The following is a 24,908-nucleotide window of genomic DNA, read 5'->3' as shown; positions in this document are numbered from 1 at the left end:
GTTTGTGTTACTTTGGCCATTAGACTTATATTATCGCAGTTTTCGGGGATCAACTGCAAAGCTTTATTAATCCTTACTATTATGTCCGATAGTAATGAAGACGTGACCAAGTCGAAAAGCTAGTTCCAGCGAAAACGAATATTTATATTTTTCGATCAATACGATGGTTTGCCGAGTTACGCCTTCCCTATCAGCCAATTGCTGCTGGGACATTTCATTATGGTGAAAACGTATGCTGCGAATATGATTGTGAATGACGCACCTTCCATGTTAAACTCCTAGAAATTAGGGAAATACAACAATATAACGTCATCGGAGATACAAGCTGAAGTTTATTGAACTATATTAATTATTAATGAGATTAAATATTTGTGAAATATCGAGGTACATTTGGTAACTCCTGTTAATTACATTTATAAGGTTTCCAAAAGGTTTGATGTTTAACACTTGAATGTGTCCACTATGAAAAGAAAAAACAGATCGCCGCGGCGCCTGCTTCTTCATGGTTCATTTTTAATTTGTTAACGTTCTTCGTTAGACACGAGCTCGAAAATCATACGCCATTTAAACGTGATAGATATGCGGATTTTGACGCCGGCATTCTTCCATTACCCACATCTGCTGTCGTACTTGCTGCGGTGTGATTTCCAATTCAGTGCCATCACATAAAGTACGATAAAGCATCAAATACAATTTCTCCGTCATATGGTCAAAAGCCGACTTGCCCTCAGGGATCGAAACGTCCCAACTTTCGGAGTGCCAAGTTAATGTCTCTCTACAATAAGCGGGCATTCCATCGTTATCGAATAGCTGTTCTCTCGTCAACTTTTGATCCGGCGCTTCCTCAGGTTTGAAATATTTCCATTCCAGTTGCCCTGCCGTACCGTGGAGACCGCCGGTCGTACCTTGTATATTAAATTGCTCGTGAGGGAAAGCAGCGCACGATGAGATTTCAAGATCTATAGTCGGATAGCCTTGTTTTCTAAGTATTAGCTTCACATAATCTTCCGCATCCCCAAACGTATTCGTACGATCCATCATACATGTTACTTGAGGTAATACATCCGTTCCGAACAACTGTAGCGCTTGATCCAACGGATGTGGTCCGGTGTTCATTAGGTTACCGCCGTTGTTGCTTTGCAGCGTTTGCCAATCCCACCGACGAGCGAAGCCGTTCAAAGAGAAATCAATCTGGACGATACGGCCTAGCACACCGGAATTGATTACTTTTTGAATCTGGACAAATGCAGGCTGATAACGGGATTGTTGAAATACTGCCAATATTTTACCAGTTCGTTTCGAAGCTTCGATTAGTTGATCCACTTCTTCTACTGATTTGGCTAGCGGTTTTTCGCAAAGAACATGAAACCCTTTATTTAACAACTCCAGGGTGATAGGGAAATGCAGATGACTTGGTGATGCGTTGACGACTAAATCCAGCTCCACGTTCGCAACCATTTCCTCCCAGGTATCATAGGCTTTGCAGCCATACTCTTGTTCCGCACGCTTCTGACGTTCTGGAATCGAATCGGCTACGGCGACAATCGTATAGTAATCCTTAATTTGTACGAGCAGATTGCCATGAATGTCGCGACCGCTGCGGCCTTGTCCAATAATACCAACCTTCAGTACCTTTTGACTCATAAATGGTACACCTCTTTCTGTGTCAATTCACTGATTTACTGCCGAATGTTTTCTTATATTCCGTAGGTGTGATTCCGCAACGTTTCTTAAAGGTTCGGATAAAATGGCTCAAATGATGGAATCCGACCTGAAAGCCGATCTGTGTAATCGTATGCGTATCGCGCCGGATGAGCTCCATCGCCCTCTCGATTCGCACTTCATTGACGAAATCAACAAACGTTTGCCCCGTTTCTTTTTTGAACTGATGGCTGAAATAAGCTGGCGCCATATTCGCTATGAATGCCCCATGTTCCATCGGAATATCTTGACTGAAGTTATCATAAATGTATCGTTTCACATCATCAATAGGATGTTGCTCAGCAAGTGCTGGTTGTTTGGCGGGCTTCCGCTTCGATTTTCTGTATTCACGGTCAATTAGGATCAGAAGCTTGGCTAAGTTAAGCAGGATCGAATGTTCGAATCCAACTTCACGATGCTCATATTCATCCTGTATATCCTGAAGAAGCTGTTCGACGAAAATCTGCTTGTTTTTCCCGAAATGAAGCCAAGACTGTTGGAGAAAGGGAATCTTATAGTCCTCATCGGAATGCTGAAGTAAAGGATTTAGCGTATCGGAAAAGGGCTTTAATTGCTCCTGTACGAGATGAGCAATGAAATCGACAAGCACCACTTCGAACTCTTTATCCTCGATCGCACTCAGACTGTGCCTGGTATTGGGAGCAATAATGAAAATATCGCCTCTGCTTACTGTAAGAGACTTTCCGCGCAATTGATGATTGCATATCCCGCGAAGGACATATGCGATCTGAACATAATCGTGACTATGCATGGGCTGCTTCAGCAGACTGCTAGAGTAACGCAAGATTTTAAAAGGAAACGATTGATTAAGCTGATCCTTGCTTTGATAAAAGGGTATTTCCCCTTCCATCCCCATACTACCACCACCTACTATCATGTCATTATGATGGACTCATCAGCTTCTTCACAAATTGAAAATCGTGTGCTAATCGTTCATAAGCAGGAAATGGTGCATGGCACTCCAAAGTAACCCAACCGGCATAGCCCGTTTCGATAAGAGCTTCAAAGAGCGGCTTATGATCAGCCTCTCCTTCACCTAGACGACATTGAAGAAACATCTCTTCACCTCGGTGAGTGACATTGGTAAAGGTACCTGGTGAGCCAACTTCACTGACACGCAGCTCATCCTTAACATGCACATGAAATAAATGCTTGCCCAATTTCAATACAGAATCGCGGCCGTAATCGGTGTCAGTTATGTACATATTTCCCGCATCATGGATCATGCCAATATTATCGTAAGCGATTAGGTCAAGTAGACGCAAGCTGCTTTCTACGGTTTCAATGAGTGATTGATTATGAATTTCCATGATAATATCGATTTGTTGTGCTTTCGCTTCTTCTGCACAGCGATTAAGCCAGTAAGCCGCCTTAGCATAGTGATAATCTTGTGCCATAAAGGCATTCGGACCTCCTGGTGAGACACGAACCATCGAAGCACCAAGCTGATTTGCAATGTCAAGCAGCCTTTGAAATTCTTTGAACGTATGTTTGCATTCTATATCGCTTGCCGTAGAAAACCCACCTGTATAGGTGGCCAAAACAGGTATTTCGAGTTTCAAGCTTTCGGACAATGCTTTAATTTCTTTGATCCGCGGTTGACTGATCGCCGAGGATAGATGGTGCTCACGGACAGCAATTTCAATACCATCCATGCCAAGCTGCTTGGTTAACTGCATCGCCTCTTGAATGCTATGCTCCATAAATACGCCACTAAATGCAGCAAATTTCATTCTATTTCCTCCCTAAAGAAGACTTGTTTTCCCAACTTAAATGTTCGTTCCAACCGAATTTGGCTTCCTTCTCTACGGAACAATACTAAATCGGCTGGTGCGCCTGGAGTTAGGCTTGCAGCTGAAGGCAGCTTCATAAAACCAGACGGTCTAACTGAAGCCATGTCCCAAGCCTCCGCTAACTCAGCAATATTCCGGTTCGTTACATGCTCAATGCCCTTTAGCAGCATTTGCGCGGATCCCGCTAAGAGGTGCTCGTCTTCAGCGAGATGCAGCTTGCCCTCTGGCGTTAGAACAACGGAACCGCCAATGTGCGTTGTGTAAGTACCCGCCGGCAGTCCACTTAGTGAAACCGCATCACTTACCAGCATGGCTTGGGTACCTTTCACCTTAAACACAACCTTCAATACCTGATCGGGTAAGTGAAAGCCATCTGCAATCACACAGCTCCACAACCGGTCCTGAGCCAATTGCTCCCAAATATAATTAGGATGGCGAGGCATCATCAGATGAGCTCCATTGCCAAGATGCGTTGACATCCGAGCGCCCGCTTCCACGGCTTCACCTATTTGTTCCGGTGTCGCGGATGTGTGTCCAATCGAAACGGTTACACCATTTTCAGTACATTTGGCGATAAATGGAGCACTGTTCGGCCATTCTGGTGACAGCGTGATCATGCGGATTCGTCCACCGGCTGCTTCCTGCCAACGGTTAAACAACTCCCAATCCGGAGGTCTAACATGATCGTAATTATGGGCTCCACGAGCGCCGTCATTCGGCGAAATGAACGGACCCTCTAGATGGATGCCGGCAATTCCTTGATCTGCAACTGGATCATGTTTGCATGCCAATGCTATCGATTCCAAAGCTTCTTGAATGGCTTGAACACTGTTTGTAATGACCGTTGGGAAGCAGGAAGTCACCCCTTCCTGCCAAAGCTTGCGAATCACTTCACCAACCATCTTGTCTGGATAAGGTACTTGGTTAAAATCATGACCTGCATATCCATTAATCTGCAGATCGACGAGGCCTGGAGCGACGATCGCCAGTTCTGACGAATCTGAGTTCTCCGATCTGATCGGTTCAATGCTTCGAATAACCCCTTGTTCTATGCAGATCGTTACAGGTTCCCCTGTTGCATAATGAATAGCCTTCAAGCTCATGTCATTAAGTCCCATAAGAATCCCTATCCAAGTAAAGGGTACAATCCGGATGTTTCCGTAATATCGTAGACGGACATTCCGTCGAGATGGATCCGTTAAGCGTACGCTCAACCGCTTTGCGTTTCGTAGGTCCCGGAACTACGCAGAACAAATGGGAGCCTGAGAGCAAGGTCGGGATAGTCAACGTTAGCGCATGGGTGGGGACATCCTCGAATGAAGGGAAACAGCCGTCATTCACCTGCTGCTGCCTGCAAGCATCCTCAAGTTCAACTGCTTTGATAACCTCCGGATCGTTAAAATCGGCGACTGGTGGATCATTGAAAGCAATATGCCCGTTCTCACCGATTCCAAGACACACGATATCGATGGGTGCCTGACGAAGCAGTTCTCCGTAACGGCGGCATTCTTCTTCGCTCTCATTCGAGCTGTCAATCAGATGCACCGTTCCCGGCTTTACTTGATTAAACAGATGCTCTCTCAAAAAACGGCTGAACTTTTGCGGCGCATCTAACGGCAAACCGTTATATTCATCCATATGAAACGTTGTAATTCGGGACCAATCGATCGATTCATCTTCGGACAAATAGTTCAAAAGCTCATTTTGTGACGGTGCGGCTGCAAAAATGATTCGGATGCCGTGTTTCTCAGACAGCAATTGCTTGATCCTTTCGGCAACTTCAGCGCCTGCAGCAGCCCCTAATGCACGACGATCGTTAAATACTTTGACCTTCAAAGAATCTACCGTTTGTTTATAGGCGAATGGTATTTCATTCATATTTCCATACTCCTCTCGATCATCCAAATAGCTATGCGAAAGAAATCTTTCTAAATGCTGTTATTCCATGATGAGTTGAATACCTTTGGCCGAGCTTTCATAAATGGCTTCAACCAATTGTACAGCACGTAACCCGTCCTTCCCTGTAACAAGGGGTTCTATGCTGCTTTCGATGGATGCTATCACATCAATAAATTGGCTTTGATGAAAATCAGACACAATACTGCGAGGATCAGAAATCCCTCCGTAAGTTCTCGCTTGGGTCCAGTTGGGCTCGCTAATACCAGGAACAGTCCAGTGAACGATGGAAGAACCCTCCAGCTTAATTGTCCCTTTTTCCCCATATAGATTAATGGTCGCCGGGAAACCCGGTTGGATGTTGGTTGAAGCCATAATCGTGCCGAAAGCACCGTTTTTGAATTGCAAAATCGCTAGCCCCAAATCTTCCGCTTCGATTTGATGCGTTTGAGTGGCTATTTTGCCGAAGACCGTATGAATCTCTCCGGCAAACCAAAGCAGCAGATCCAGAATGTGTATACCTTGATTCATAAGAACGCCACCATCTTCGGCAATCGTCCCTCGCCAATCGGCTGCGTCATAATAGGCTTGCGTCCGAGAAAATGATAGAGATGCCTCCACGAGCAGAAGTCTGCCAAGTGCTCCTTCATCTAATACACGTTTAACTGCTTGATGTTGGGCTTCAAAGCGTCGTTGAGAGATGACAGACAGTGTAACTCCACGTTCTTTGGCCGTTCGTTCAAGTTCTACCGCATCACGCGTGTTCATCGCAATCGGTTTCTCCAGCACCAGATGCTTGCCAGCGTTCAAAACGTCCAGTCCAATGCGGGCATGACTCCCGCTTGAAGTCGTCACACAGACAATATCTACCTCTGTACTATGGATCAACTCTTGATAATCGGTCGTCCAAATGCAATTTTCCTGCTTGGCAATCGCTTTCACTCTTGCTTCATTGCGGCTGGAAACAAAGGTTAAGCTTGCGTCCTCTATCTCGCGGATTGCCTTAATATGAAAGTCAGCGACGGATCCGCATCCAATAATGCCAAATCTCCACGTTGTCATTGTGCTAAACCTCACTTAGAAGCGAACGCAGCGCATCGAGCGTCATACGAGTACCAGTCATCTGACTGCCGCCCTCAGGAATGTAATGCGTTTCGATCGTAAAGAGTCCATCGTATCCGTTTGCCAATAATGCTTTGAGATGTGGAATCACTGGTACGCTGCCAGAGCCTAGTGGGACACAACGGGCTGTTCCATCTGCACTTAAATAAGCATCCTTAAGGTGAACATGTGCCAACAAGTCCTTCATGAATTCGTAACCTGCCGGAAATGCTTCACGACCGCCGTATGCCTCGTTGCCCGGATCCCACAAGCCCTTTAAAGTAGGTGAATCAACACTGTGTACAATTGCTGCCACTTCTTCCGCATAACCGCCATTGCAGGACGGCTCATTCTCAAGTAAAAGCTGTATTCCTTCGCGCCGTGCTTCTTGAGCAGCTTGCCGCAGGTGATGGACAATATCTTCCCTGTAAAGCTGCGGTTCCGCTTCACGCCAAAACGAAAAAATACGAATCCGTGTCGTGCCGAGCAGCTTAGCTAGCTGGATCACGCGATTCAGCTTGTCAAAGTGCGCCTCCACACTCTCTTCTTTCTGACCGAAAGTATCTCCTGTGGCAATCGGTCTGCTCGGATCCAACGGACATTTAAACAAGGGGGAAGCGATCGCCGAAATGAATAATCCGCGGGTTTCGACCTGACGACGGACTTCCATGGCTTGATCGTCAGTAAGAGTGACGACATTCTGTCCGTTAATGACACGTACTTCAACATGCTTTAAGCCCTGTTCGACTGCCCAATCCAACGCTTCTTCGAAGTTTGCTGAAACCTCATCTGTCAAGACGCCCAATCTTTCCAATATCAAAATGTAAACACCACCATTCCATTATTTCTGTACACTGTAAATTTCCTTTTTTAGTACTTGATTCTTATCATATCAATTAAGCTTTGTGAAAAGTTGACGTTTTTTTCGAAGAATGTTTACATTTTTTAAGCAATACAAAAGGTACCTGCTTGGAAATCAATCCGCAGGTACCTCTGAATGATCTTATCTTGAACTAGCTTCTACTGTCTCCGGCTCGCCCCAAGTGAACACTTTGACGTTGACCAACGGCTTCGGCTCGCCTTCGAATTTGCAGCTGAACGACAACGTCTGTCCGCCGTTCCGAACGATCGGCGCATCCACCGACGTTTCCACTGTTTTCTGCAAATTCCAGTTCTGATCGTAAATTTTGCCAGTCCGATCTCCATCGCAAACGAGATATTGATTTGCGAGAACTTCCGTTTCAAAAGTCATATATACTCCGTTCGCAAATAAGGCTGGCCGTTTCACCGAAGCATCGTCATTGCCGTACGAAGGCATTACCCGCAAGATGAACTTGAGAGGCTGGTCAGCATATCGATTATAAAACGTCCAATCGGCTCCGCCGGGCTGCCCAGGCTGCAGCTCAGCCGGATTACACACGAGCGGCTTAGAGATGTTGACCGGGTACAGATTCCATCGTCCTTCGCCCTCCGGCCGCAAATGCCAGTCGCCTTTCGGGTCGCGCAGCCGTTCCCGCTGTTCTTCTGTAAATGCTCCGGACTGTCGAGCCATCTCCCATTGACGTACTGACTCAAACAACAAATTAATGTTGCCGTTACGCTGAAGTACGCCCATGTCAGCTACGAGCGCGAAACCGGCATTAAATCCGGCCGCTTTCGACAACACCCATTCGATTTCGTCCAGAACAGTCGCTTCAAATTGATCGGTGGCTGAACGGACAAGAAACCAACCAAGCATCGGAGGAATAAAGTTTCGGGCAAAAAAACGCTGATTGCTGAGCCGCCACTCAAGCTGGCCTTCGCGTGTTGCCGCTCCCCAAGGCTCTCCCCAGTTGAAGCGCGTGAATATGTGCCACAAATAATTCGGAACAACGATGCTCGCGTCATTGATCACATCATCCCCCCAGCCATCGTAACACATCTTCACGAATCGATTCACACCATAACCGTCGTGTCCGGATGCGTAGCAGCCTTCCAGCCCATCGAATGAAATTTGTTTGAGTCCCGTCTTTCTGAACAGCTCAGCTATGCGCTGGCAATATTCGTCCTGAAGCTCAATATTAGGGAAAAAGACGTCGTACCCGTGATCCCATAATCGGCTGATTTCCGTACCTGCTTCATGCGCATAAGCCGCCGTGCCGTTCACACCGCGCTGCACGCCGAGCAGCGTCCATGGCGCGCTCTCGGAGATCGCGTCGTATTCAATCAGCTCGCTGCTGATTCGCGCTGAACGTCGGTACAAATTCGCCGCAAACGGGCGCGGATCATCGACGACAATATTCACCTCATCTGCTACGACCAGCTCGACCAGCCTCGCCACCCCGACTGCTTGCAGCCGTTCGTCTGGCACAGGCGACACATAAGGATCGTTCAGTGTCGTAAAGTTAGACAACGTATGAACGCCGACGTGAACGCCCATACCCTCCGCCAAGTCTACACAGCTTTTCAGACTGTCATCCCCGTTCGGAAAACTATGCGGCTTCAAGGAAAAATGACCCCATTGCCCGAATGGATCGGGATGATAGACATATTTCAGACCAGCCTTCCTCGTATATTGAACAGCTTCCGCCATCGTCGATTCGGAGAAATCGGTGATCAAATACGACTGGTTCGCCGCAGGCGACGTTTTCCCCCAAACGCCTTCGATCATCGGATGCGGCAGTCCTTCCCCCAGCTCGACGGCTTCGATTGTATCCAGCACCCGGTTCGTCTCGCAACCGAACATAGCGATCGCCGAGCCGACAATTTCCGCTTCTATTCCGCCTATCGCAGCTACTTCAATATCAGGCAAATTCCAAACCGGGCGTCTTGCGGCTTTGGTACGGTTTCTCGTGAACAATTGCAGTAGACTGCCTTCACTCGAAGGCCACGCTGCACATGATTCATATTCAAACTTAGCGTACTCAAAGGATTGATAGGCGAATTGCAGCTTTTCTACCTCCATTGGCCAGCCGCCAATCGTCTTCACATTCAACGCCTGAATGCCGATCGCAAACTGTCCATCGTGCACAACGCCAACCGCCTCGCCGATCGAACCGGCAATCGTTGTCACATACGGTCCCCAAATGATCGCATCCACATCAGCTCCATCGATGCACGTCACTGTAAATGTCATATACAGTTCCTTTACCTTTATCGCAACGCCTACCTTAACACCACTTTCCTCAAATCGAATCGTCAGTTCGCCACTCCCTTCGTCGTAATCTGCTGTCAAAGGCGCCTCCAAACGCCCGTCGATGAGAACTCGAATGAGCGGTGCATCATGTGCCGCAGATGCGTACGATTTTCCGCTGACCGCGTCGTTCATACTTGTGATTTGGCCTTTTTCATTTAGTACAATAGTCAATTTGCCAGCTTGCCATGAATACATCTTTCTCTCATCTCCGCTTCGAGTTTAGTTATCCAACGTAAAGCCTTAAATTCGAATGTCCTCCCCAATTCTTGCGAATTTAGAAAGGACACTCAAATCAATCTTATTTTTTCAAGTTTTTGTCGTATACTTTTTGCGCTTCTTCCAGCACTTGATCCCCGCCCATTTTTTTCCACTCTGTAACAAAATTATCGAATTCATTCAACGACTTACGACCGGTAATGAAGTCGATATAAGTTCGAAGCGTAAACTGTTTCAACTTATCTTGTGTTTCGTTATAAATCGGTTTATTAAACGGCGCCAATATATCGATGTTTCTCGTTCCTTTCGCACGCGTGTCCTTTGCTAGCTGGCGCAAGTTTTTTTCCGAAGTATATGACGTTTGGAAATCGTAATCGTTAAACGAACCAGCCATCGAATAGCCGCCTAGACCTGCTTTTTTACGTTCTTTCTCATCCGTATAAGGCGCAATATATTCTACTGTCCCCTGGTCGCTTACTTTCCATTGCTTTCCTTTTTCACCGAAGTTCATTTTTTCATAAATTTCAGGTTCGAATTGAGTTGCTTCGAAAACTTGCATATATTTGACCAGTTTGTCTTGATTTTTCTCCAATTGCTTACCGAACATGACCCCTGAAGCATACGCCGGGTTATATTGCGACATGCCGTATTTGCCGTCAGGTCCTTTAACGCCGCCTACAATCGCAAAGTTGAAACCCGGATGATTTTTTGCCAGTTTGTCATGCCATTGATCTCCCCCAAGGAATGCATTGCCCGGCAAGAACGTCCACCAATAATATTCGATGGCGCCGATTTTGTCGGTAAGCACTTTGTCCTCGACGTTATTGCCCTTGTTGACAACAAACTCAGGGTCGATCAGCTCGTTCTTGTACCAACGATTCAACACTTCAAGTGCTTGCTTCGCCCCAGGCTCGATTTCGCCACGAACGACTTTGCCGTTTTTCTCCCGGAAAATATTCGGATAAGCGTCAAATGCGCCGAACACCGAGCTGAACATGCTTTCGATATTGTCGCCTGAAGATGTAATGCCGTACGTGTCTTTTTTGCCGTTACCGTCTGGATCGTCGTTGCGGAACTTCATCAAAGCCGTTTCCATTTCTTGAATTGTTTCCGGTGTTTTTGTGATGCCGACTTTCGTCAACCAATCTTGCCGAAAGCCCAGCTGCAAGCCGTCAATGCCAATATCCCAGATGACTGGCAAGCCATAAATTTTACCGTCTCTTCTGACGTATTTAAATGGATCGTCTCCGAGAAACCGTTTTAACCAGTTCATGTATTTCGGCATATTTTGCTCGATTAGCTTTTGCGGGATTTCTGCCGCTACGTTCTGCCCAAGGAACTTGTCGTAATCCGTGAACGACGGCTCTTTCCACCAATCAGGAATTTCGCCCGAAGAAATCATTAGGTTCAGTTTTTCTTTCATCGCTTCTCGTGCGGTTGAAGTAAAATCGATATCGATGCCGAATTTTTCTTTAAGCGCATTAACGCCGACGGAATCCGGATTTTGATTTTCATCTAGGTTCCAAAACGTCAGCTTCATTTTGGGCTTCGGTTTCTGTCCGCTATCCGGGGACTCGGAACTTGGTTTTTTTCCATTATCGGCAGTATCTCCGGATGATTCGCTTTTGCTGCACCCGGCCATCACGGACATGATCATAACTGCGGACAACGCTCCAGACAACCAACGCTTTTTATTCAAATTTAACCAACCCTTTCTTTTCTTTTATGTTTCTATTAATAAGGGAGATTACCCTTTAATAGCGCCAATCATAACGCCTTTGACAAAATATTTTTGGATAAACGGATATACAATCAACATCGGAATAATCGAAAACATCACGACCGTCGCTTGCAGCTGCCTGCCGGAAAACTCCGTTTTGCTGCCTATATGCTGAATGACGCTGTTAATGTCCGCCATATTGTTTTGGATAATAATTTTACGCAATACGATTTGCAGCATTTGTTTGTTCGGATCGGAGATGTAGATCATGCTGTCAAACCATGCATTCCAATGGCCAACCCCTATCCATAAAGCAATCGTTGCCAAAACCGGCTTCGATAACGGAATGACGATTTGGGTGAAAATCCGCACATATCCGGCACCATCAACCCGGGCTGACTCCTCCAGCTCATCGGGAATCGATCGGAAAAAGTTGCGCATAATCAATACATTAAAGGCTCCGATCATACCTGGAATAACTAGTGCCCAAACCGTATTTAGCATGTGCAGTTCCTTAATGAGTAAATACGAAGGAATGGTACCACCACCGAACAGCATTGTGAATAAGATAAAGCTCGTAAACGTGCGATTGAATGGCAAATCCTTCTTCGCTAGAGGGTAAGCGGTGATCGCCGTAAAAAATATGGACAACACGACACCGATAGCCGTTCTAACAACCGTATTCCTGTAACCCATCCATAGCGCATCGAACTTGAAAGCCAGCTTATAGCTTTCGAACGTCAGTTGTGTCGGCAGCAATTTAATCCCTGATGAGTATGCTGCGCTTTTGGCTCCACCACCGTCCAAGGAAATAACAACCTGAGTCCAGAATGGATACAATGTGCAGAACATGATGCTAGCCAAAATGACGTATAAAAGGACGTCAAACATTTTGTCGCCTAGCGATTTTTTCACATTTATCATCTTTCTCGCTCCTTTACCCGACAAACTACCATATGGCGTGCTCCTTTCCGCCAATCCATTTAACGATCCGGTTTACGGCAATAATCAGGAACAGAGCGACGACCGATTTGAACAGCCCAACCGCTGTGGCATAACTGTAGTTCAGCTCAATCAACCCTTTTCGATACACATAAGTGTCAATAATATCGGATACGTTATACACTTTGGCATTGTACATATTGAAAATTTGATCGAAACCTGCATCCAAAATGCCGGACATAGACAAAATCAGCATAATCGCGATGATTGGAACGAGCATTGGGATCGATATGTAAATCATCCGCTTGAAACGCCCTGCCCCATCGATAACAGCCGCTTCGTACAACTGTGGGTCGATGCTTGATATCGCCGCAAAATAAATGATTGAACCCCAGCCGAACCCTTGAAAAATACTCGTAACTACGAGGATTGTCCGAAAATAACGATCGTCCGCCAAATATAACATCGGATCGCCGCCGAATAGTTTCACGATCGCATTGATCGGACCATCTAGCGAAAATATCGTAAAGAAAATACCGGCCAAAACGACCCACGATATAAAATGCGGCAAATAAGAAACCGTCTGCACGACTTTTTTAAACTTCAAATTCGAAATTTCACTCAGCAATAGAGCGAAAACGATCGGTACAGGGAACCCGAACACAAGCTTGTATAAACTTATGACAATCGTATTTTTCAATACCGTGTAGAAATATGAATCATGGATGATTTTCTCAAAATGATGGAAGCCTGCCCAAGGACTGCCGAGAATGCCCTGCGTAATTTTAAAATCTTTAAATGCGAGCAGTACGCCGATCATCGGAAGATAGTGAAAAATGATGTAATAGACGATCGCCGGGATCATCATGATAAGCAGCGCGCGGTATTGCTTGTATTTTTTGGTCTTTTCACGTTTTAGCGTTCGTTTCGTGTTGACGGCCGCCACAGTTTCGTTCATTGCTGTCTTGCCCTCCTTCATGTAAACGCTTCCGTTTCAATAAATAAACTATAGCATGAGGTGTAGAGAAAAAAATTATCAAATATTTTCGAAATGATTCAGTTTTTTACGGAGTTGCAAAAAAAGCCTGCCGGGCGGCAGACTTGGGTGGGAGAATGGTGTAACTGATTCACGGATATGACTACGAAGCATTCATGTATTGTGGGATAACGATGGTCATGACCGTACCATGACCGATTCGGCTTTGGATACTTATGCCGTATTCGGGTCCAAACCGTAACTGCAGCCGTTCGTTGACGTTGTTCAGCCCGTACCCGACTGACTGCATCGTCAGTATTGTATCGATCGTCTCCTGCGGCATGCCCGGACCATTGTCTTCGATTGCGAATTCGATCGTACCCTGACCGAAACGGGCGCTCACTTGCAGCATTCCCCTTCCAAATGTTTTCTGATTGACTCCGTGTTTAATTGCGTTTTCGGCCAGCGGCTGCAGGATGAGATTGATCGTTGAATATTCATAAACCGCTGCGTCGATTTCATAAACAACATCGAAGCTATATTCACCCATCACCTGAATAATTTCAACATAAGATTTGATATTTTCCAATTCATCCCGTACAGATATAATATTGTTGCCCCGATTGAGCGCTGTTCGGTAAAATTTGGACATCGACGTGACAACATGGCTGATGTCGTGAGCATCGCTCTTAAGCGCCTTCCAATTGATGAATGAAAGCGTGTTGTATAAGAAGTGTGGATTGATTTGCCACTGAAGCGCTTTCATCTCAGCTTCTTTTTGCACGATTTTGCTGCGAAACGATTCTTCAATCAATTCATTCAGCCGGATTAGCATGTTGCCAAACCGATTCGTAAGCTCGCCGATTTCATCTCTTGACGAGCTTTGCACCCGTAAGTTCAATTCCCCCAACTCGACCCGCTTCATCATTGCATTCAACCTGAAGATGCGCCGGATCATCGTTTTGGAAAATATCGAAATAATAACAAGCAAGCTGACGATACATGCCAGGATCATAATCAACGTTGCATTAATGATTGTTCCGGCGTTTGGGGACACTTGCCCGGAAGGTACGAAGCAATACATGGTCCAATTCGTTTGTGGCACTGTCTTTTTGACAAGAAACATCTCGGTTAAACCGATCTTTACCATTCCTTCTCTCAGCCCCATCATTTCTCTAGCGTCTAAGGTTGACGTCTGCATTGCGCTTTGGTTCGCGAAAATGATCCGGTTTTGCGCATCTGCGATGACAATGCCGTAATCCTTTGACATATCGGTCACACTTTTGAAAAAGCTTTTGTCGTTTATACGCATATAGACGATATTCGTGTTCCGCTCCGAGAAAAACTTTGGGAATTTAGCTGTCACGAAAAGACCTTTATCATAAAACCATTGCGTATCACCACCTTGGACAGTCTCTCTGTACCACGGTTCATTTTCGACACGTTTGTAGGAAACAATAGAATCTCCGTATTCCGGCACATTGCTTTGCGAATAGAACGTTATTTTTTCAATTTCCTTGTCCAGATTCATCATCATGATGAAATATGGCGATAAGTAATTGTTCAAATCACCCGACAGGTTGACCAGATCAATATAATCATTGGCGACGATTTTTTGAAACGTCTTGTTGAAGACGATCGTCCGGATCGTATGGTTATACCGTTCGATAGAATTGTTGATGCTTTCCGAAATCGTATTGACGTTTTTGTCAATTCCTTGAAACGCCTGGTAATTCAGCATTTGCTTCGATTGATTGTAGGCATAAAGGCCAAGCACCAAAATCGGAATAATGATAACAGTCAGATAGGACAAAAACAACTTTTGGTTAAAGCGCAGCCGGTTGAATAGTCCGAATATGGCCCGTTTCATCGGTTACGCCTCTTCCCGGAATTGGGACGGTGTTTTGCCATAATGGTTTTTAAACAACGAGCTGAAATACGGAAAATTGCTGTAACCGACGTCTTGTCCGATATCGACGATTTTTCGGTTTGTCGCACGCAGCAGCTCCTTCGCCTTTTCCATCCGGTACAATGTGATGAACTTATTGATGCTGATCCCTTTTTGCTTTTTGAACAAATAACTTAAATAACTTGGTGACAAATAGATCCGTTCGGCTAACGATTCCAAAGACAAATCGGCATTGTATTCGCTTTCAATGATACGAACAACCTCTTCAATTGCTTTCGGCATTGCTTCAACTCCGGTTCCGCCCGATGATTCGTTTTCCCCCAAAATCGTTAGTACCACTTTGCGCAAATCGTTCAGCTTTGTTGTTCTATAAATCCGTTCCAAATTCATCTTGAAATTATCCGTGTTCTTTTTGGCAGAAGCATCGAATATCGCTTTGACGATATCTGAGCAAACATATTTGACATAAATGACGGAATAATGATCGCTGTCCTGCAGAGCGTCAAACAACTGCTCGAACCGCAATCTCGCGATATCATAACGGTTGCGCTGAATGTTCAATGTTAGCTCCTCCAGTGCATCGTTGACCGCAGCGGTCATATCACTTGTGTCGAAAGATGTGCGGTTTGCCAGAAGCACCGTTCCTTCGTCGAAAAAGAACTTGTTTTCCAACATCGTTTCCATCGCGTGATATTCTTTGTACAGCTTTTTCACATCGTCCACTAAACCGCTGATCACGATACAAATTTCCTGTCCATACTTGTCCCGGAACCATTGGATCAGTTGCTGTCCAAGCTCCGTTAAAGCTTCCAGTGATTCATCAGCATAAGCTTCAACGAGCAGTAAACCTTGAAATTCATTTAAATGAATGAAATCAAAGCCTCGACGAACCTTTTCCGCAAGCTGTCGTTCGAGATCGTGATCAAGCCGGTCAAAAAAACGGCTGCGCGAATCCAGTATCAGCATCCTCACATAACAGTATCCATCGAACCCGGTTATCGGCATGGTTAGCTCCCTGTCTTCATCCGCCACTCCAGGTTTGCCGAGAATAAGGTCGGTCAACAGCTTTTGCTTCTCATAACGGACTTCTTTCCTATACGCCTCTTCCATCTGCTCCTGCTGCGCCTTCGACTTCAGCTCCTGTTCGCACAATTGAATGACTTGGGAGACAACCTTAATAAATTCGTTCACCTGAACCGGCTTCAAAATATAGCGGATCGCATTCAAATCGATCGCCCGCTGGGCATATTCAAACTCACCGTAAGCACTCATAAAAATGACTTTAACCGGCTTGTCGAGCTCACGTACCTTTGCCGCAAGTTCCAATCCATCCATCCCCTTCATCCGGATGTCGGAAAATAATATATCGATGTCATTAGTTTCCATGTACGCAAGTGCGCTTTCCCCGCTGTCCGCTTCGCTAATTTCCAGGTCCAAGCTGTATTTCTCGATTAAAAACTTGACCCCGTCCCGCTCGAATTTATCGTCGTCGACCACAAGTATTTTCAGCATCGGTCCTACCACCTTTCGCGCAAAAAAAGTGTTTATAAAGGGAGTCTACCATAAAATGGAGGGAAGAAAATAGCCAAGAAAATCACGAGATTAATTAATCTTATTAATAATTAATGAAATAAATAAAAAAGAAACGCAGAAAATTTATCACATAGTCTCAAAGCGTCATAGCATGCCCATACCGTGCCAAATACGCTTCCTTTTCTTTATAATCCGGCATAATGCTTCCTACACGTCTCCAAAAGGATCGATCATGATTCATATGAAGGAGATGACATAGCTCATGGATGATGACATAATCAATAACTTCAATTGGAGCCATGGCTAACCGATAATTAAAGGTTATTTTTTTATCCGAGACTGCAGCTCCCCCACTTGGTTTTGGACTCATCTACTTCAATCGTTTTGGGTTTTACTTTCAATTGAGTTTGATAAATTTTGATACGTTCCCCTATAATCTTCTTGCAGCTTGAAAAATAGAACTTCTTAAGATTCATTTTCAATTCTTCTTCATCCAACTCATTCGTCTTGATTAGCTCATGGAGAAAATAATATTTCCCAAGATGGAGGAACTTACCTTTATCCTGATACTCTCTTGTCTTCGGAATATCTCGAGCTTTCGCAATGAGTTGCAATTTTTCCAAGATCGTTTTCCCATGTTGTTTCACTGCACTCATAACCATCTCCTTACTTGTATCATTAGGAGCTTTAACTGTTATAAAACCCATAGAATCCATATGAATCGAAATCTTTTTTCTAATTCCATATTGAACATTAAATTCTATCGTATTATTTTCAAAATTAATTTTCATAGTCATCATCGTTCCTATAAGGTTATTTATAAATCTTATAAAAGTATCAAATCACTAATCCGTTTATTTTGCAAATCAAAAAACGCTTGATCCCTGAGTAAATAAGGACAAAGCGCTTCTTATCTGGTAACTGTATAGTCTGAACCTACTTGCGTAATGTTTGAAGCGCTCCACTCCATGCGATCACTTGATCCAGCATAAGTTTGATATTTCCGAGATGCAATTCTGCTGGCTTAAATGTGCTATAATTCTCAAAATCGGTAAATATCGATAAGGTTGGATGTGCTTTCACGTCAGCAACTAGTAATTCTCCTAATATTCCTCTCAAATGTTCAGCCGCTCGCGCACCACCCGTAGACCCATAACTAATGATACCCGCAGCTTTGTTATTCCATTCCACACGAGCTGAATCGAGTGCATTTTTCAAAACACCAGTAATGCTGTGATTGTATTCGGGTGTAATAAATACAAATCCATCCAGGCTATTCAATTTTTCAGTCCAATTTTTGATTTGTTCTTCGCTTCCCGGTTCACCAAAAAAGGGTAATTTGTAATCTGCGATATCCACGATTTCATAGCTTGCATCTCCGCGTTTATCTGCAATTTCTTTGACCCAATTCCCCACTTGTGGACTCATCCGTCCAGGTCTTGTACTTCCCAATATGATTCCAATTTTCAACATATAAAGTCCCTCCTCGATATCCATTCCTATTTTGAGTTTATGATTTGATTTTACAAGTATTCTTATGGGAAAAATTCACTTCATCCCAGTAATTAGTTCGCTTTAATTTGATGCCACATGGTTATCATATCGATCCAACCTCGGTGTTCGGCAATCTTACCATCGACGACTCGATATTGACGGTACAGCGTGACATCTATGGAATTGCCTGTAGGCGGGTTTCCAAAAAACACCCCTTTATGCGTACCTTTCACAACCATTCTTACGATTACCTTCTCCCCTTGTGCAATAATCTCTTCAACGGTGTAGAGTTTATCAGGAAACGCCTCTAATATTTTTCCAGCAAATTTTAGACCTGCTTCACGCTACTGATGGTCGAACGTTGAACGATCTTTGTACACCTTTGCAAATGTCAAGATTCGGTGTAATGAAGCATCTTAATATTCTGGAGGAAGCTAACCTTATTACCACCAGAAAAGTTGGCAGAGAAAAGCTGCATTATCTAAATTCGGTGCCCATAAGGCAAATATACGACCGATGGGTGAGCAAATACGCTGAACCCTGGGCAATCGAATTAACATCACTCAAAAATGAATTGGAGCTTGAAACGAATATGGAAAACAAACCACGTCATGTAAACCGGATTGCCATTAAAGCAACACCCGAACAAGTATGGCAAGCCATCACAGATCCGAACAAGACATCAAAGTTTTGGTACAATTGCTCCATCCGATCCAACTGGGAAATTGGCTCTTCTTTCGAACTATGGAACCCAGAGGAGAAAAAACTAGCCGATGGGATCATTCTCGAAATGGCTCCCCCGCATAAGCTGGTAATGAGCTGGCAGTTCCCCGCGTTTCCTGACACGGCCTCCGAAAGCCCGTCACGTATAACGTGGGAAATCGAATCTCATACCGAGTTAAACGGTGTGACCCTCGTAAGTGTCGTACATGATGAAATTGAAAAGGCCACAAACACCGCAAAGATACTTGAAATGGGTCTGCCGATTGTACTTTCGGGATTGAAGACATTGCTTGAAACTGGGTCAACACTTACTAGTGAGTAATAAAAGCGAGAAAACGACGCTTCTGATTAGAGGCGTCGTTTTTCTGTCCTTTTGCAGAGGAGCCTGCTTCCGAATCCATACCTCCACTATTGTTGCCTGTTGGATATGTATAACCTTGGGCTGTCTGTTTTATCCGCTGCTGGATGTATGAATACATATACTCTGTTGAATGTGTTGTAAAATGTGCAACAATCGCTGCCTAAATCCAGCCTCTCCCCCTTCATTGTTGCATAATGTACAACATTTTAGCCCAATATAGACCATTTCGCATCAAATGAGCTCAAAATGTTGTACGAAATGCAACTTCAAGTTGCAAAATAGCCTTTTGGTGTGCGAATTGTTGTAGGAATTACAACATTGGTAATGACTTTACCCAAACCCTTCACCAAAGCTGCAGACCGTCTCTAAAATCAAATTTTGGAGTCATGTCAATCAGTTGTGAGGAGGCATTAGGAATTAAATAAACGCTGACCATTAGTGTCCACTAGTTTAACCGTACGTTTCTACCACTTTGGATGGTCTTTACATTGGCATTAATGATGTATTGTCTTAGCGTCAAATCATACTCGCATAAATGGCTAGATCTTGGAAACTCTAATTCAATGAAAGGAGGTTCGAACATGGTTGAGTACACAAATATTCAAGACAATTCCGAAGAAATAATGAACTGCATAGTTAATTGTGACACTAACACCGAGCAAGATCAGAAAAAAATAGATAAAAACCTTTTGAACAGCATCCCGAACGAAGAAGAATATATCGATGAGCCTTAATTCGTTAACCGCCTATGATGGCGGTTTTATTTTTTCGAATAACAAAGGACCATTCAACCCCTGCTCATCCTGGATATCTGTCTTACTTCGCACTTCCCTTCTCCCCCGACCATATGAATGTAGCAGCCGCGCCTGCAGGAAGCGTATAAGTGAACGCTTTGCCTCCCCGCATCACCTTGAATGATCGGCTCTCCGCAGCAGAATTAAACGCGATAAGCACCTCGGATCCGTCTGGATTTCGGAAGGCGACATCCTCGATATTTCCGCTGCCGAGCGAGTTCGAATCGATCCGATAAGCTCCTGCTCTTACAAATTTACTCGCATGCCCGAAAGCATAATACTCCGGGTTATAGGAGATCGCCCCGGTCTTCTGATCGATTTTCACGAAGCCGCGACAGTTGGGACAGCCTCCGTTCTTGGGTCCAAACGATTCATCAAGGGCCAAATTCCATTTCAGCACCGTCCTTGCCCAATTCCGAGTTGAGCCAATGATAAGGTTCTGCATATCCCATTCCAGACTGCTTGCAAAATCAGCCACCCATTCTCCGCCTGAGCTCTCCGTGAAGTAAATGTCTTTGTCCGGAAACAAATCGTGCACCTTTTGCTGGCTGGACACTTCGCCTGCATAGCCGTGAAACGCCGAGCCAGCAATATATTTGCTTGCTTCCGGATCGACCAGAATCTGTATCGGATAGTAAGGTTCATCCCAGTTGTGATCCCATATCACGATCTTCGTTCCAAGCTTTGCCTTCTCGAAGGCCGGCCCCAGATGAGATTTAATAAAATTCGCTTGGTCGGCAGGCTCCATCCTCATGCCCGGGTATCCGTCAGGCTCGAAGTGTGGCTCATTCTGCGGTGTTACGGCATCAATCTGCAATCCTTCTGCACCATAGGCCTGAACGAACTTCATGAAATAATCAGCATAGGCTTGATAAAAGTCCGGATTCAAGCTTCCTTTAATTAAAGAGCCTGACGTCTTCATCCAAGCCGGCGCACTCCAGGGAGAGCCCATGATTTTCAAGTCCGGGTTAATTTCCTTGGCCTTGCGCAGAGTCGGGATGATGTAAGCTTTGTCATATTCGATCGTAAAATTTTCCAGCTTCGGATCCGTTTGCCCTTCAGGCATATCATCATATGTATAGCTCTTTAGTGAGAAATCCGTCGCTCCCATCGGAAGCCGCAAATAGCTAATGCCGATGCCTTGCTTATGATCGAACAACTTATTCATTAGATCGCTTCTTTGCTCAGGATTCAGCTTATTCGCAATTAACCAGGCGGACGAATCCGTCATAGCCGCACCGAAGCCGTCGATCTGCTGATACGCCTTCTCCCCATCGATGACAATCGTAGAATCATTCAGTGTGTTGTCCTTTGTCCAAGCCAGAGCTGCCTCTTGATGAAGCAGCTTACTTTGATCGACTGTGGTGATCCACACGTTAACTGGGCTTTTCGATGAATGAAGACCGTACTTAAGGAAGCCGAGAATCGCTATCAGTACAATGATAATGCCCACCACACTCGGTGTTCGCATTAATTTTCTCATCACTGATCCCACTTAAAGGAAACGGCCGCTTCCCCATCAATGGTATACTCGAATGTCCTTTCACTGATGGCAACAACGAATGTTTTCGGCTTAATTGTTCGGTTTGAAACAATCAATACCTTGGAACCATCCACGTTGCGAAACGCTACCGTTTCCAAGTCGTCTTCAAACGTATTGGAGTCAATCCGATAAGCGCCCGGACTCACAAACTTACTGATATGGCCAAGGGTGTAGTAATCAAGGTTATACGTAAGCTCCCCTGTCTGCTGATTGATCTTGACCACGCCGCGGCACGTACTGCGCGAAAGGACCGTTGGCCCATTGTTTTCATCCAAAGCTATGTTCCACCAAATAACAGACTTCGACCAGTTTCTTGTCGTACGGATCACATGCTTCATTTGGTCCATGAATGCGTCGTGGAACGGCGGAATCCACTGCCCTCCTGACGCCTCGGTAAACCAAACATCCTTGTCCGGGAACTGTTCCTTGATCTGTGACATGGCCTCATGGCGTCCCCCATACACGTGCCATGCGGTACCGGCGACATACTGGCTTGCTTCGGCATCTTCGTATATTTCGCGAGGATGGCAGGGGACGTCCCAGTTATGGTCATAGCACATGATCTTGGTCGGCTGCTCTCGCTTAGCCAGGCGTGGTCCCAGATGCGACTTGATAAACGCAGCTTCCTCTGCCGGTTTTACAATCATACCCGGGTATTCCTTTGGCTCGTAACCCGGCTCATTTTGCATCGTAACGGCATAGATCGGAATCCCCTCCGCTTCATAGGCATCAAGGAACTTAACGAAATAGTCTGCATAAACCCCGTAGCAATCCGGCTTCAATGTGCCGCCGATCATCGCGCCGGAAGTTTTCATCCAGCCCGGGGCGCTCCATGGCGAAGCCATCACTTTGAGCTCAGGGTTAAGCTTTAAAGCCTGATGGAGAACGGGTAAAATGTAGGTCCGATCGTGATCGATAGAAAACCGTGCAAGGTCGTAGTCGCTTTCTCCAGGCTCAATATCGTCATAGCTATAGATCTTCCACGCGAAATCACTAGCCCCCATCGGCTGACGCAGGAACGAAATCCCAATGCCCTCTTCCCGATCAAATAGCTTCCGCATGAGTTCGTCCCTACGCTCCTCAGATAAAGAATGAGCCACAAGCCAGGCCGAAGCATCGGTAAAAGAAGCTCCAAAGCCGTCCATCTGTTGATAGGTGACCGCCTCGTCAATGGTGATGACGTATTCCGTATTCTCCTTTATGCTTTCAGCGAATTTAATCGATTCCATTTGCGCAAGTTTCTTCGACTCATCAATCGTTGATTGCCATACTTGTATGTTACTCATCCTTGTAATCTCCTCCATAGATTCTAAAAAAACAAGAGGCCTACGACCAGCCGCAGGCGATCACGCCGGCAGCTGCCCATTCGGCCCCATGCTCTTCATGTTATTTATTCTTACTTAATGCCTTTTTCATCGTAATAAGCTGTAGCTTGCTTTTTCACATAATCGAGAACTTTATCGATACCTGCTGCTTTCAGCTTTTCCTGGTAAGTCTTGATCGCTTGGTCCACATTCGGTACCAATCCCATCATGAGCGGCTTACCGTATTGGTCGATGACTTGATTGACAGCAGCGTACTCTGTCTTCACTGCATCGTAATCCATAGAAATCGGCGAGAAAATGTCCGGTTTGCTCATCTTGGAGAATTCTTCGTTCAGTTTATCCAGACCATCCCAACCGCCGACGCCTGCTTTCATAAGCGGCTTGTTTCTCCAGCCCCAATCGGCAATGCCGTAGCCTTGGACCTTCGCAGCATCTTGGCTTTTGGAAGGAGTAACAATATTTTTACCGTCGTTAACTAAATCATAGTGGTAGCCCTCAAGGCCATACGTGATCAGGTTATAATACTTCGCATCGGTTCTGATCTTCTCAAGTACCATGAGCGAACGCTCCGGGTTGGCTGCGCTCTTCGGAATCGCCATACCGTTGGCAATACCCATCGTCGGCATAGCGAAGCCTTGCATACGAGTATACGGGAAGTATCCGATTTCCATCTTCGGATCTTTCTTCTGCACGTCTGTGATGAAGCCGGCTGCGCCTGGAGGGTTGCGCCAGTAAACGGCACCTGTGCCCGTTTTGATCAGGTCACCCGCTTCTTGTTTGGAGGACAGTGTATTCTTTGACCAGTAGCCTTTGTCCGCCCAGTCCTTCATTTTCTTCACCCAAGCCTCATATTCCGGTGTGAATGGGTAAGCGACAATATCTCTAGGACTGTTGTAGTTTTTCGCTACGACAACGCCGCTCTCGCCGCCAATTGTCTGATAGCCTTGAACTGCTGAGAATAAGGTGCTGATTTCGTTCCACGCACTTCCGTTGATCGGGATCACATTCTGTTTATTTTTCTTGACGCCATCCAAATACGCCTCGATCGAAGCGAGATCTTTGATTTCTGGAAGGTTCAACTCTTTTCTCCAATCCTCGCGGTAAACGATACCGTTCGGCGTGTATTCTGGGTTCGTGTTCGGAACCGCATAAATTTTGCCGCCGATAGTGACGTCACTCCAGTCCTGCGCCGAAACTTGCTTTTGAACCTGAGGCGCGTACTTGGGAAGCAAAGCAGTTAGATCCGTGAATGCACCCTGCTTGGCATACTTGAAGTAGCCTGCCCAAGAAGAGGCGAAGATCATATCGATTTTCTCACCCGCTGTCAGCAGCAGGTTATATTTGGTTTGCCAATCATTCCACGTGGTGAAATTCAATTTAACGGTTGCGTTCAAGTCCTTCTTCAGCATTTTGTTGAATTCGTCCATAACCTTAGGTGTATCCTTATTGGCGTCACCTACTAAGTACCAAACGAGCTCAACCGATTTTGAAATGTCCGGTCCTGTCGTTGCAGGCGCTGCACTTTGGTTTCCTTCTGTCTTCGCAGGTGTAGTTGCTTCAGGCTTCGTTCCTGTACTGCTGCTGCAACCCGATAAAGCGGTGGCAGCCAGCATGACGCCTGCTAGAATTGTTCCGATCTTTCTTTTCATTTATGACTCCTCCTTAAAAGTGGATAAACGATATCT

At 45.4% G+C, this 24,908-nt stretch carries 21 protein-coding genes and 1 pseudogene; 2 read left to right on the top strand and 20 right to left on the bottom strand.

The annotated features are described in order from the left end of the window. Positions 1–66: 66 nt before the first annotated feature. The 17 genes and pseudogenes from ACBP55_RS18700 to ACBP55_RS18620 form a co-directional block, all read right to left on the bottom strand. Positions 67–213 carry a helix-turn-helix transcriptional regulator gene (locus ACBP55_RS18700; RefSeq protein ID WP_464653144.1) on the bottom strand — a complete coding sequence of 49 codons (147 nt, stop codon included), beginning with the start codon at positions 211–213 and terminating at the stop codon, positions 67–69. Positions 214–564: 351 nt separating this feature from the next. Next, the gene (locus tag ACBP55_RS18695; protein ID WP_464653143.1) at positions 565–1,644 is read right to left on the bottom strand and encodes a Gfo/Idh/MocA family protein; all 1,080 of its coding nucleotides are present in this window, start codon (positions 1,642–1,644) and stop codon (positions 565–567) included. Between the two features lie 22 nt (positions 1,645–1,666). Next, positions 1,667–2,578 (bottom strand): AraC family transcriptional regulator, encoded by a 912-nt coding sequence (locus tag ACBP55_RS18690; RefSeq protein ID WP_464653142.1) that lies wholly within the window; start codon positions 2,576–2,578, stop codon positions 1,667–1,669. 25 nt (positions 2,579–2,603) lie between these two features. Continuing rightward, positions 2,604–3,455 carry a sugar phosphate isomerase/epimerase family protein gene (locus ACBP55_RS18685; RefSeq protein ID WP_464653141.1) on the bottom strand — a complete coding sequence of 284 codons (852 nt, stop codon included), beginning with the start codon at positions 3,453–3,455 and terminating at the stop codon, positions 2,604–2,606. Then, positions 3,452–4,618: an N-acetylglucosamine-6-phosphate deacetylase gene (locus tag ACBP55_RS18680; protein ID WP_464653140.1), complete on the bottom strand. Its 1,167-nt coding sequence runs from the start codon at positions 4,616–4,618 to the stop codon at positions 3,452–3,454. Before ACBP55_RS18680 ends, ACBP55_RS18685 begins: the two co-directional genes overlap by 4 nt. Before the next feature lie 4 nt (positions 4,619–4,622). Further along, positions 4,623–5,393 (bottom strand): glucosamine-6-phosphate deaminase, encoded by a 771-nt coding sequence (locus ACBP55_RS18675; RefSeq protein WP_464653139.1) that lies wholly within the window; start codon positions 5,391–5,393, stop codon positions 4,623–4,625. 60 nt (positions 5,394–5,453) lie between these two features. After that, a complete protein-coding gene (locus tag ACBP55_RS18670) occupies positions 5,454–6,473 on the bottom strand; it encodes a Gfo/Idh/MocA family protein (protein WP_464653138.1) in 1,020 nt (339 codons plus the stop codon). A gap of 4 nt (positions 6,474–6,477) precedes the next feature. After that, a complete protein-coding gene (locus ACBP55_RS18665; protein ID WP_464653137.1) occupies positions 6,478–7,332 on the bottom strand; it encodes a sugar phosphate isomerase/epimerase family protein in 855 nt (284 codons plus the stop codon). Positions 7,333–7,515: 183 nt separating this feature from the next. After that, positions 7,516–9,882 carry a hypothetical protein gene (locus ACBP55_RS18660; protein WP_464653136.1) on the bottom strand — a complete coding sequence of 789 codons (2,367 nt, stop codon included), beginning with the start codon at positions 9,880–9,882 and terminating at the stop codon, positions 7,516–7,518. Positions 9,883–9,985: 103 nt separating this feature from the next. Further along, complete coding sequence (locus ACBP55_RS18655) at positions 9,986–11,602, bottom strand: extracellular solute-binding protein (protein ID WP_464653135.1); 1,617 nt, start codon at positions 11,600–11,602, stop codon at positions 9,986–9,988. A 48-nt stretch (positions 11,603–11,650) separates the two neighbouring features. Continuing rightward, entirely contained in the window at positions 11,651–12,547 is an 897-nt protein-coding gene (locus tag ACBP55_RS18650) for a carbohydrate ABC transporter permease (RefSeq protein WP_464653134.1), read from the bottom strand. 25 nt (positions 12,548–12,572) lie between these two features. Then, a complete protein-coding gene (locus ACBP55_RS18645; RefSeq protein ID WP_464653133.1) occupies positions 12,573–13,523 on the bottom strand; it encodes an ABC transporter permease in 951 nt (316 codons plus the stop codon). A 181-nt stretch (positions 13,524–13,704) separates the two neighbouring features. Continuing rightward, positions 13,705–15,411 (bottom strand): cache domain-containing sensor histidine kinase, encoded by a 1,707-nt coding sequence (locus tag ACBP55_RS18640; protein WP_464653132.1) that lies wholly within the window; start codon positions 15,409–15,411, stop codon positions 13,705–13,707. Between the two features lie 3 nt (positions 15,412–15,414). Next, entirely contained in the window at positions 15,415–16,962 is a 1,548-nt protein-coding gene (locus ACBP55_RS18635) for a response regulator (protein WP_464653131.1), read from the bottom strand. Positions 16,963–17,119: 157 nt separating this feature from the next. Beyond that, a pseudogene (locus ACBP55_RS18630) lies at positions 17,120–17,774 on the bottom strand (M48 family metallopeptidase). A 145-nt stretch (positions 17,775–17,919) separates the two neighbouring features. Continuing rightward, the gene (locus ACBP55_RS18625; protein WP_464653130.1) at positions 17,920–18,456 is read right to left on the bottom strand and encodes an NADPH-dependent FMN reductase; all 537 of its coding nucleotides are present in this window, start codon (positions 18,454–18,456) and stop codon (positions 17,920–17,922) included. Between the two features lie 92 nt (positions 18,457–18,548). Further along, positions 18,549–18,791, bottom strand: coding sequence for an ester cyclase (locus tag ACBP55_RS18620; protein ID WP_464653352.1), 243 nt, complete (start codon positions 18,789–18,791; stop codon positions 18,549–18,551). Between the two features lie 92 nt (positions 18,792–18,883). On the opposite strand from ACBP55_RS18620, the gene ACBP55_RS18615 reads away from it, so the two are divergent. Together ACBP55_RS18615 and ACBP55_RS18610 are read left to right on the top strand one after the other, a co-directional pair. Continuing rightward, positions 18,884–19,522: an ArsR/SmtB family transcription factor gene (locus ACBP55_RS18615; RefSeq protein WP_464653129.1), complete on the top strand. Its 639-nt coding sequence runs from the start codon at positions 18,884–18,886 to the stop codon at positions 19,520–19,522. Positions 19,523–20,142: 620 nt separating this feature from the next. Then, on the top strand, positions 20,143–20,295 hold the full coding sequence (locus ACBP55_RS18610) for a hypothetical protein (RefSeq protein WP_154669613.1): 153 nt from the start codon (positions 20,143–20,145) through the stop codon (positions 20,293–20,295). 82 nt (positions 20,296–20,377) lie between these two features. Here the strand turns inward: ACBP55_RS18610 and ACBP55_RS18605 are convergent, their stop codons facing one another. From ACBP55_RS18605 to ACBP55_RS18595, 3 genes are all read right to left on the bottom strand, one after another. Continuing rightward, entirely contained in the window at positions 20,378–21,838 is a 1,461-nt protein-coding gene (locus ACBP55_RS18605) for a glycoside hydrolase family 30 protein (protein WP_464653128.1), read from the bottom strand. Continuing rightward, on the bottom strand, positions 21,838–23,184 hold the full coding sequence (locus ACBP55_RS18600; RefSeq protein WP_464653127.1) for a glycoside hydrolase family 30 protein: 1,347 nt from the start codon (positions 23,182–23,184) through the stop codon (positions 21,838–21,840). Before ACBP55_RS18600 ends, ACBP55_RS18605 begins: the two co-directional genes overlap by 1 nt. Positions 23,185–23,294: 110 nt before the next feature. Further along, positions 23,295–24,872: an extracellular solute-binding protein gene (locus ACBP55_RS18595; RefSeq protein ID WP_464653126.1), complete on the bottom strand. Its 1,578-nt coding sequence runs from the start codon at positions 24,870–24,872 to the stop codon at positions 23,295–23,297. Positions 24,873–24,908 lie beyond the last annotated feature (36 nt).

Source organism: Paenibacillus sp. WG02 (assembly GCF_055396115.1).
Note: the sequence above shows the minus strand (reverse complement) of the source record. Positions and strands in the feature narration are given on the sequence as shown.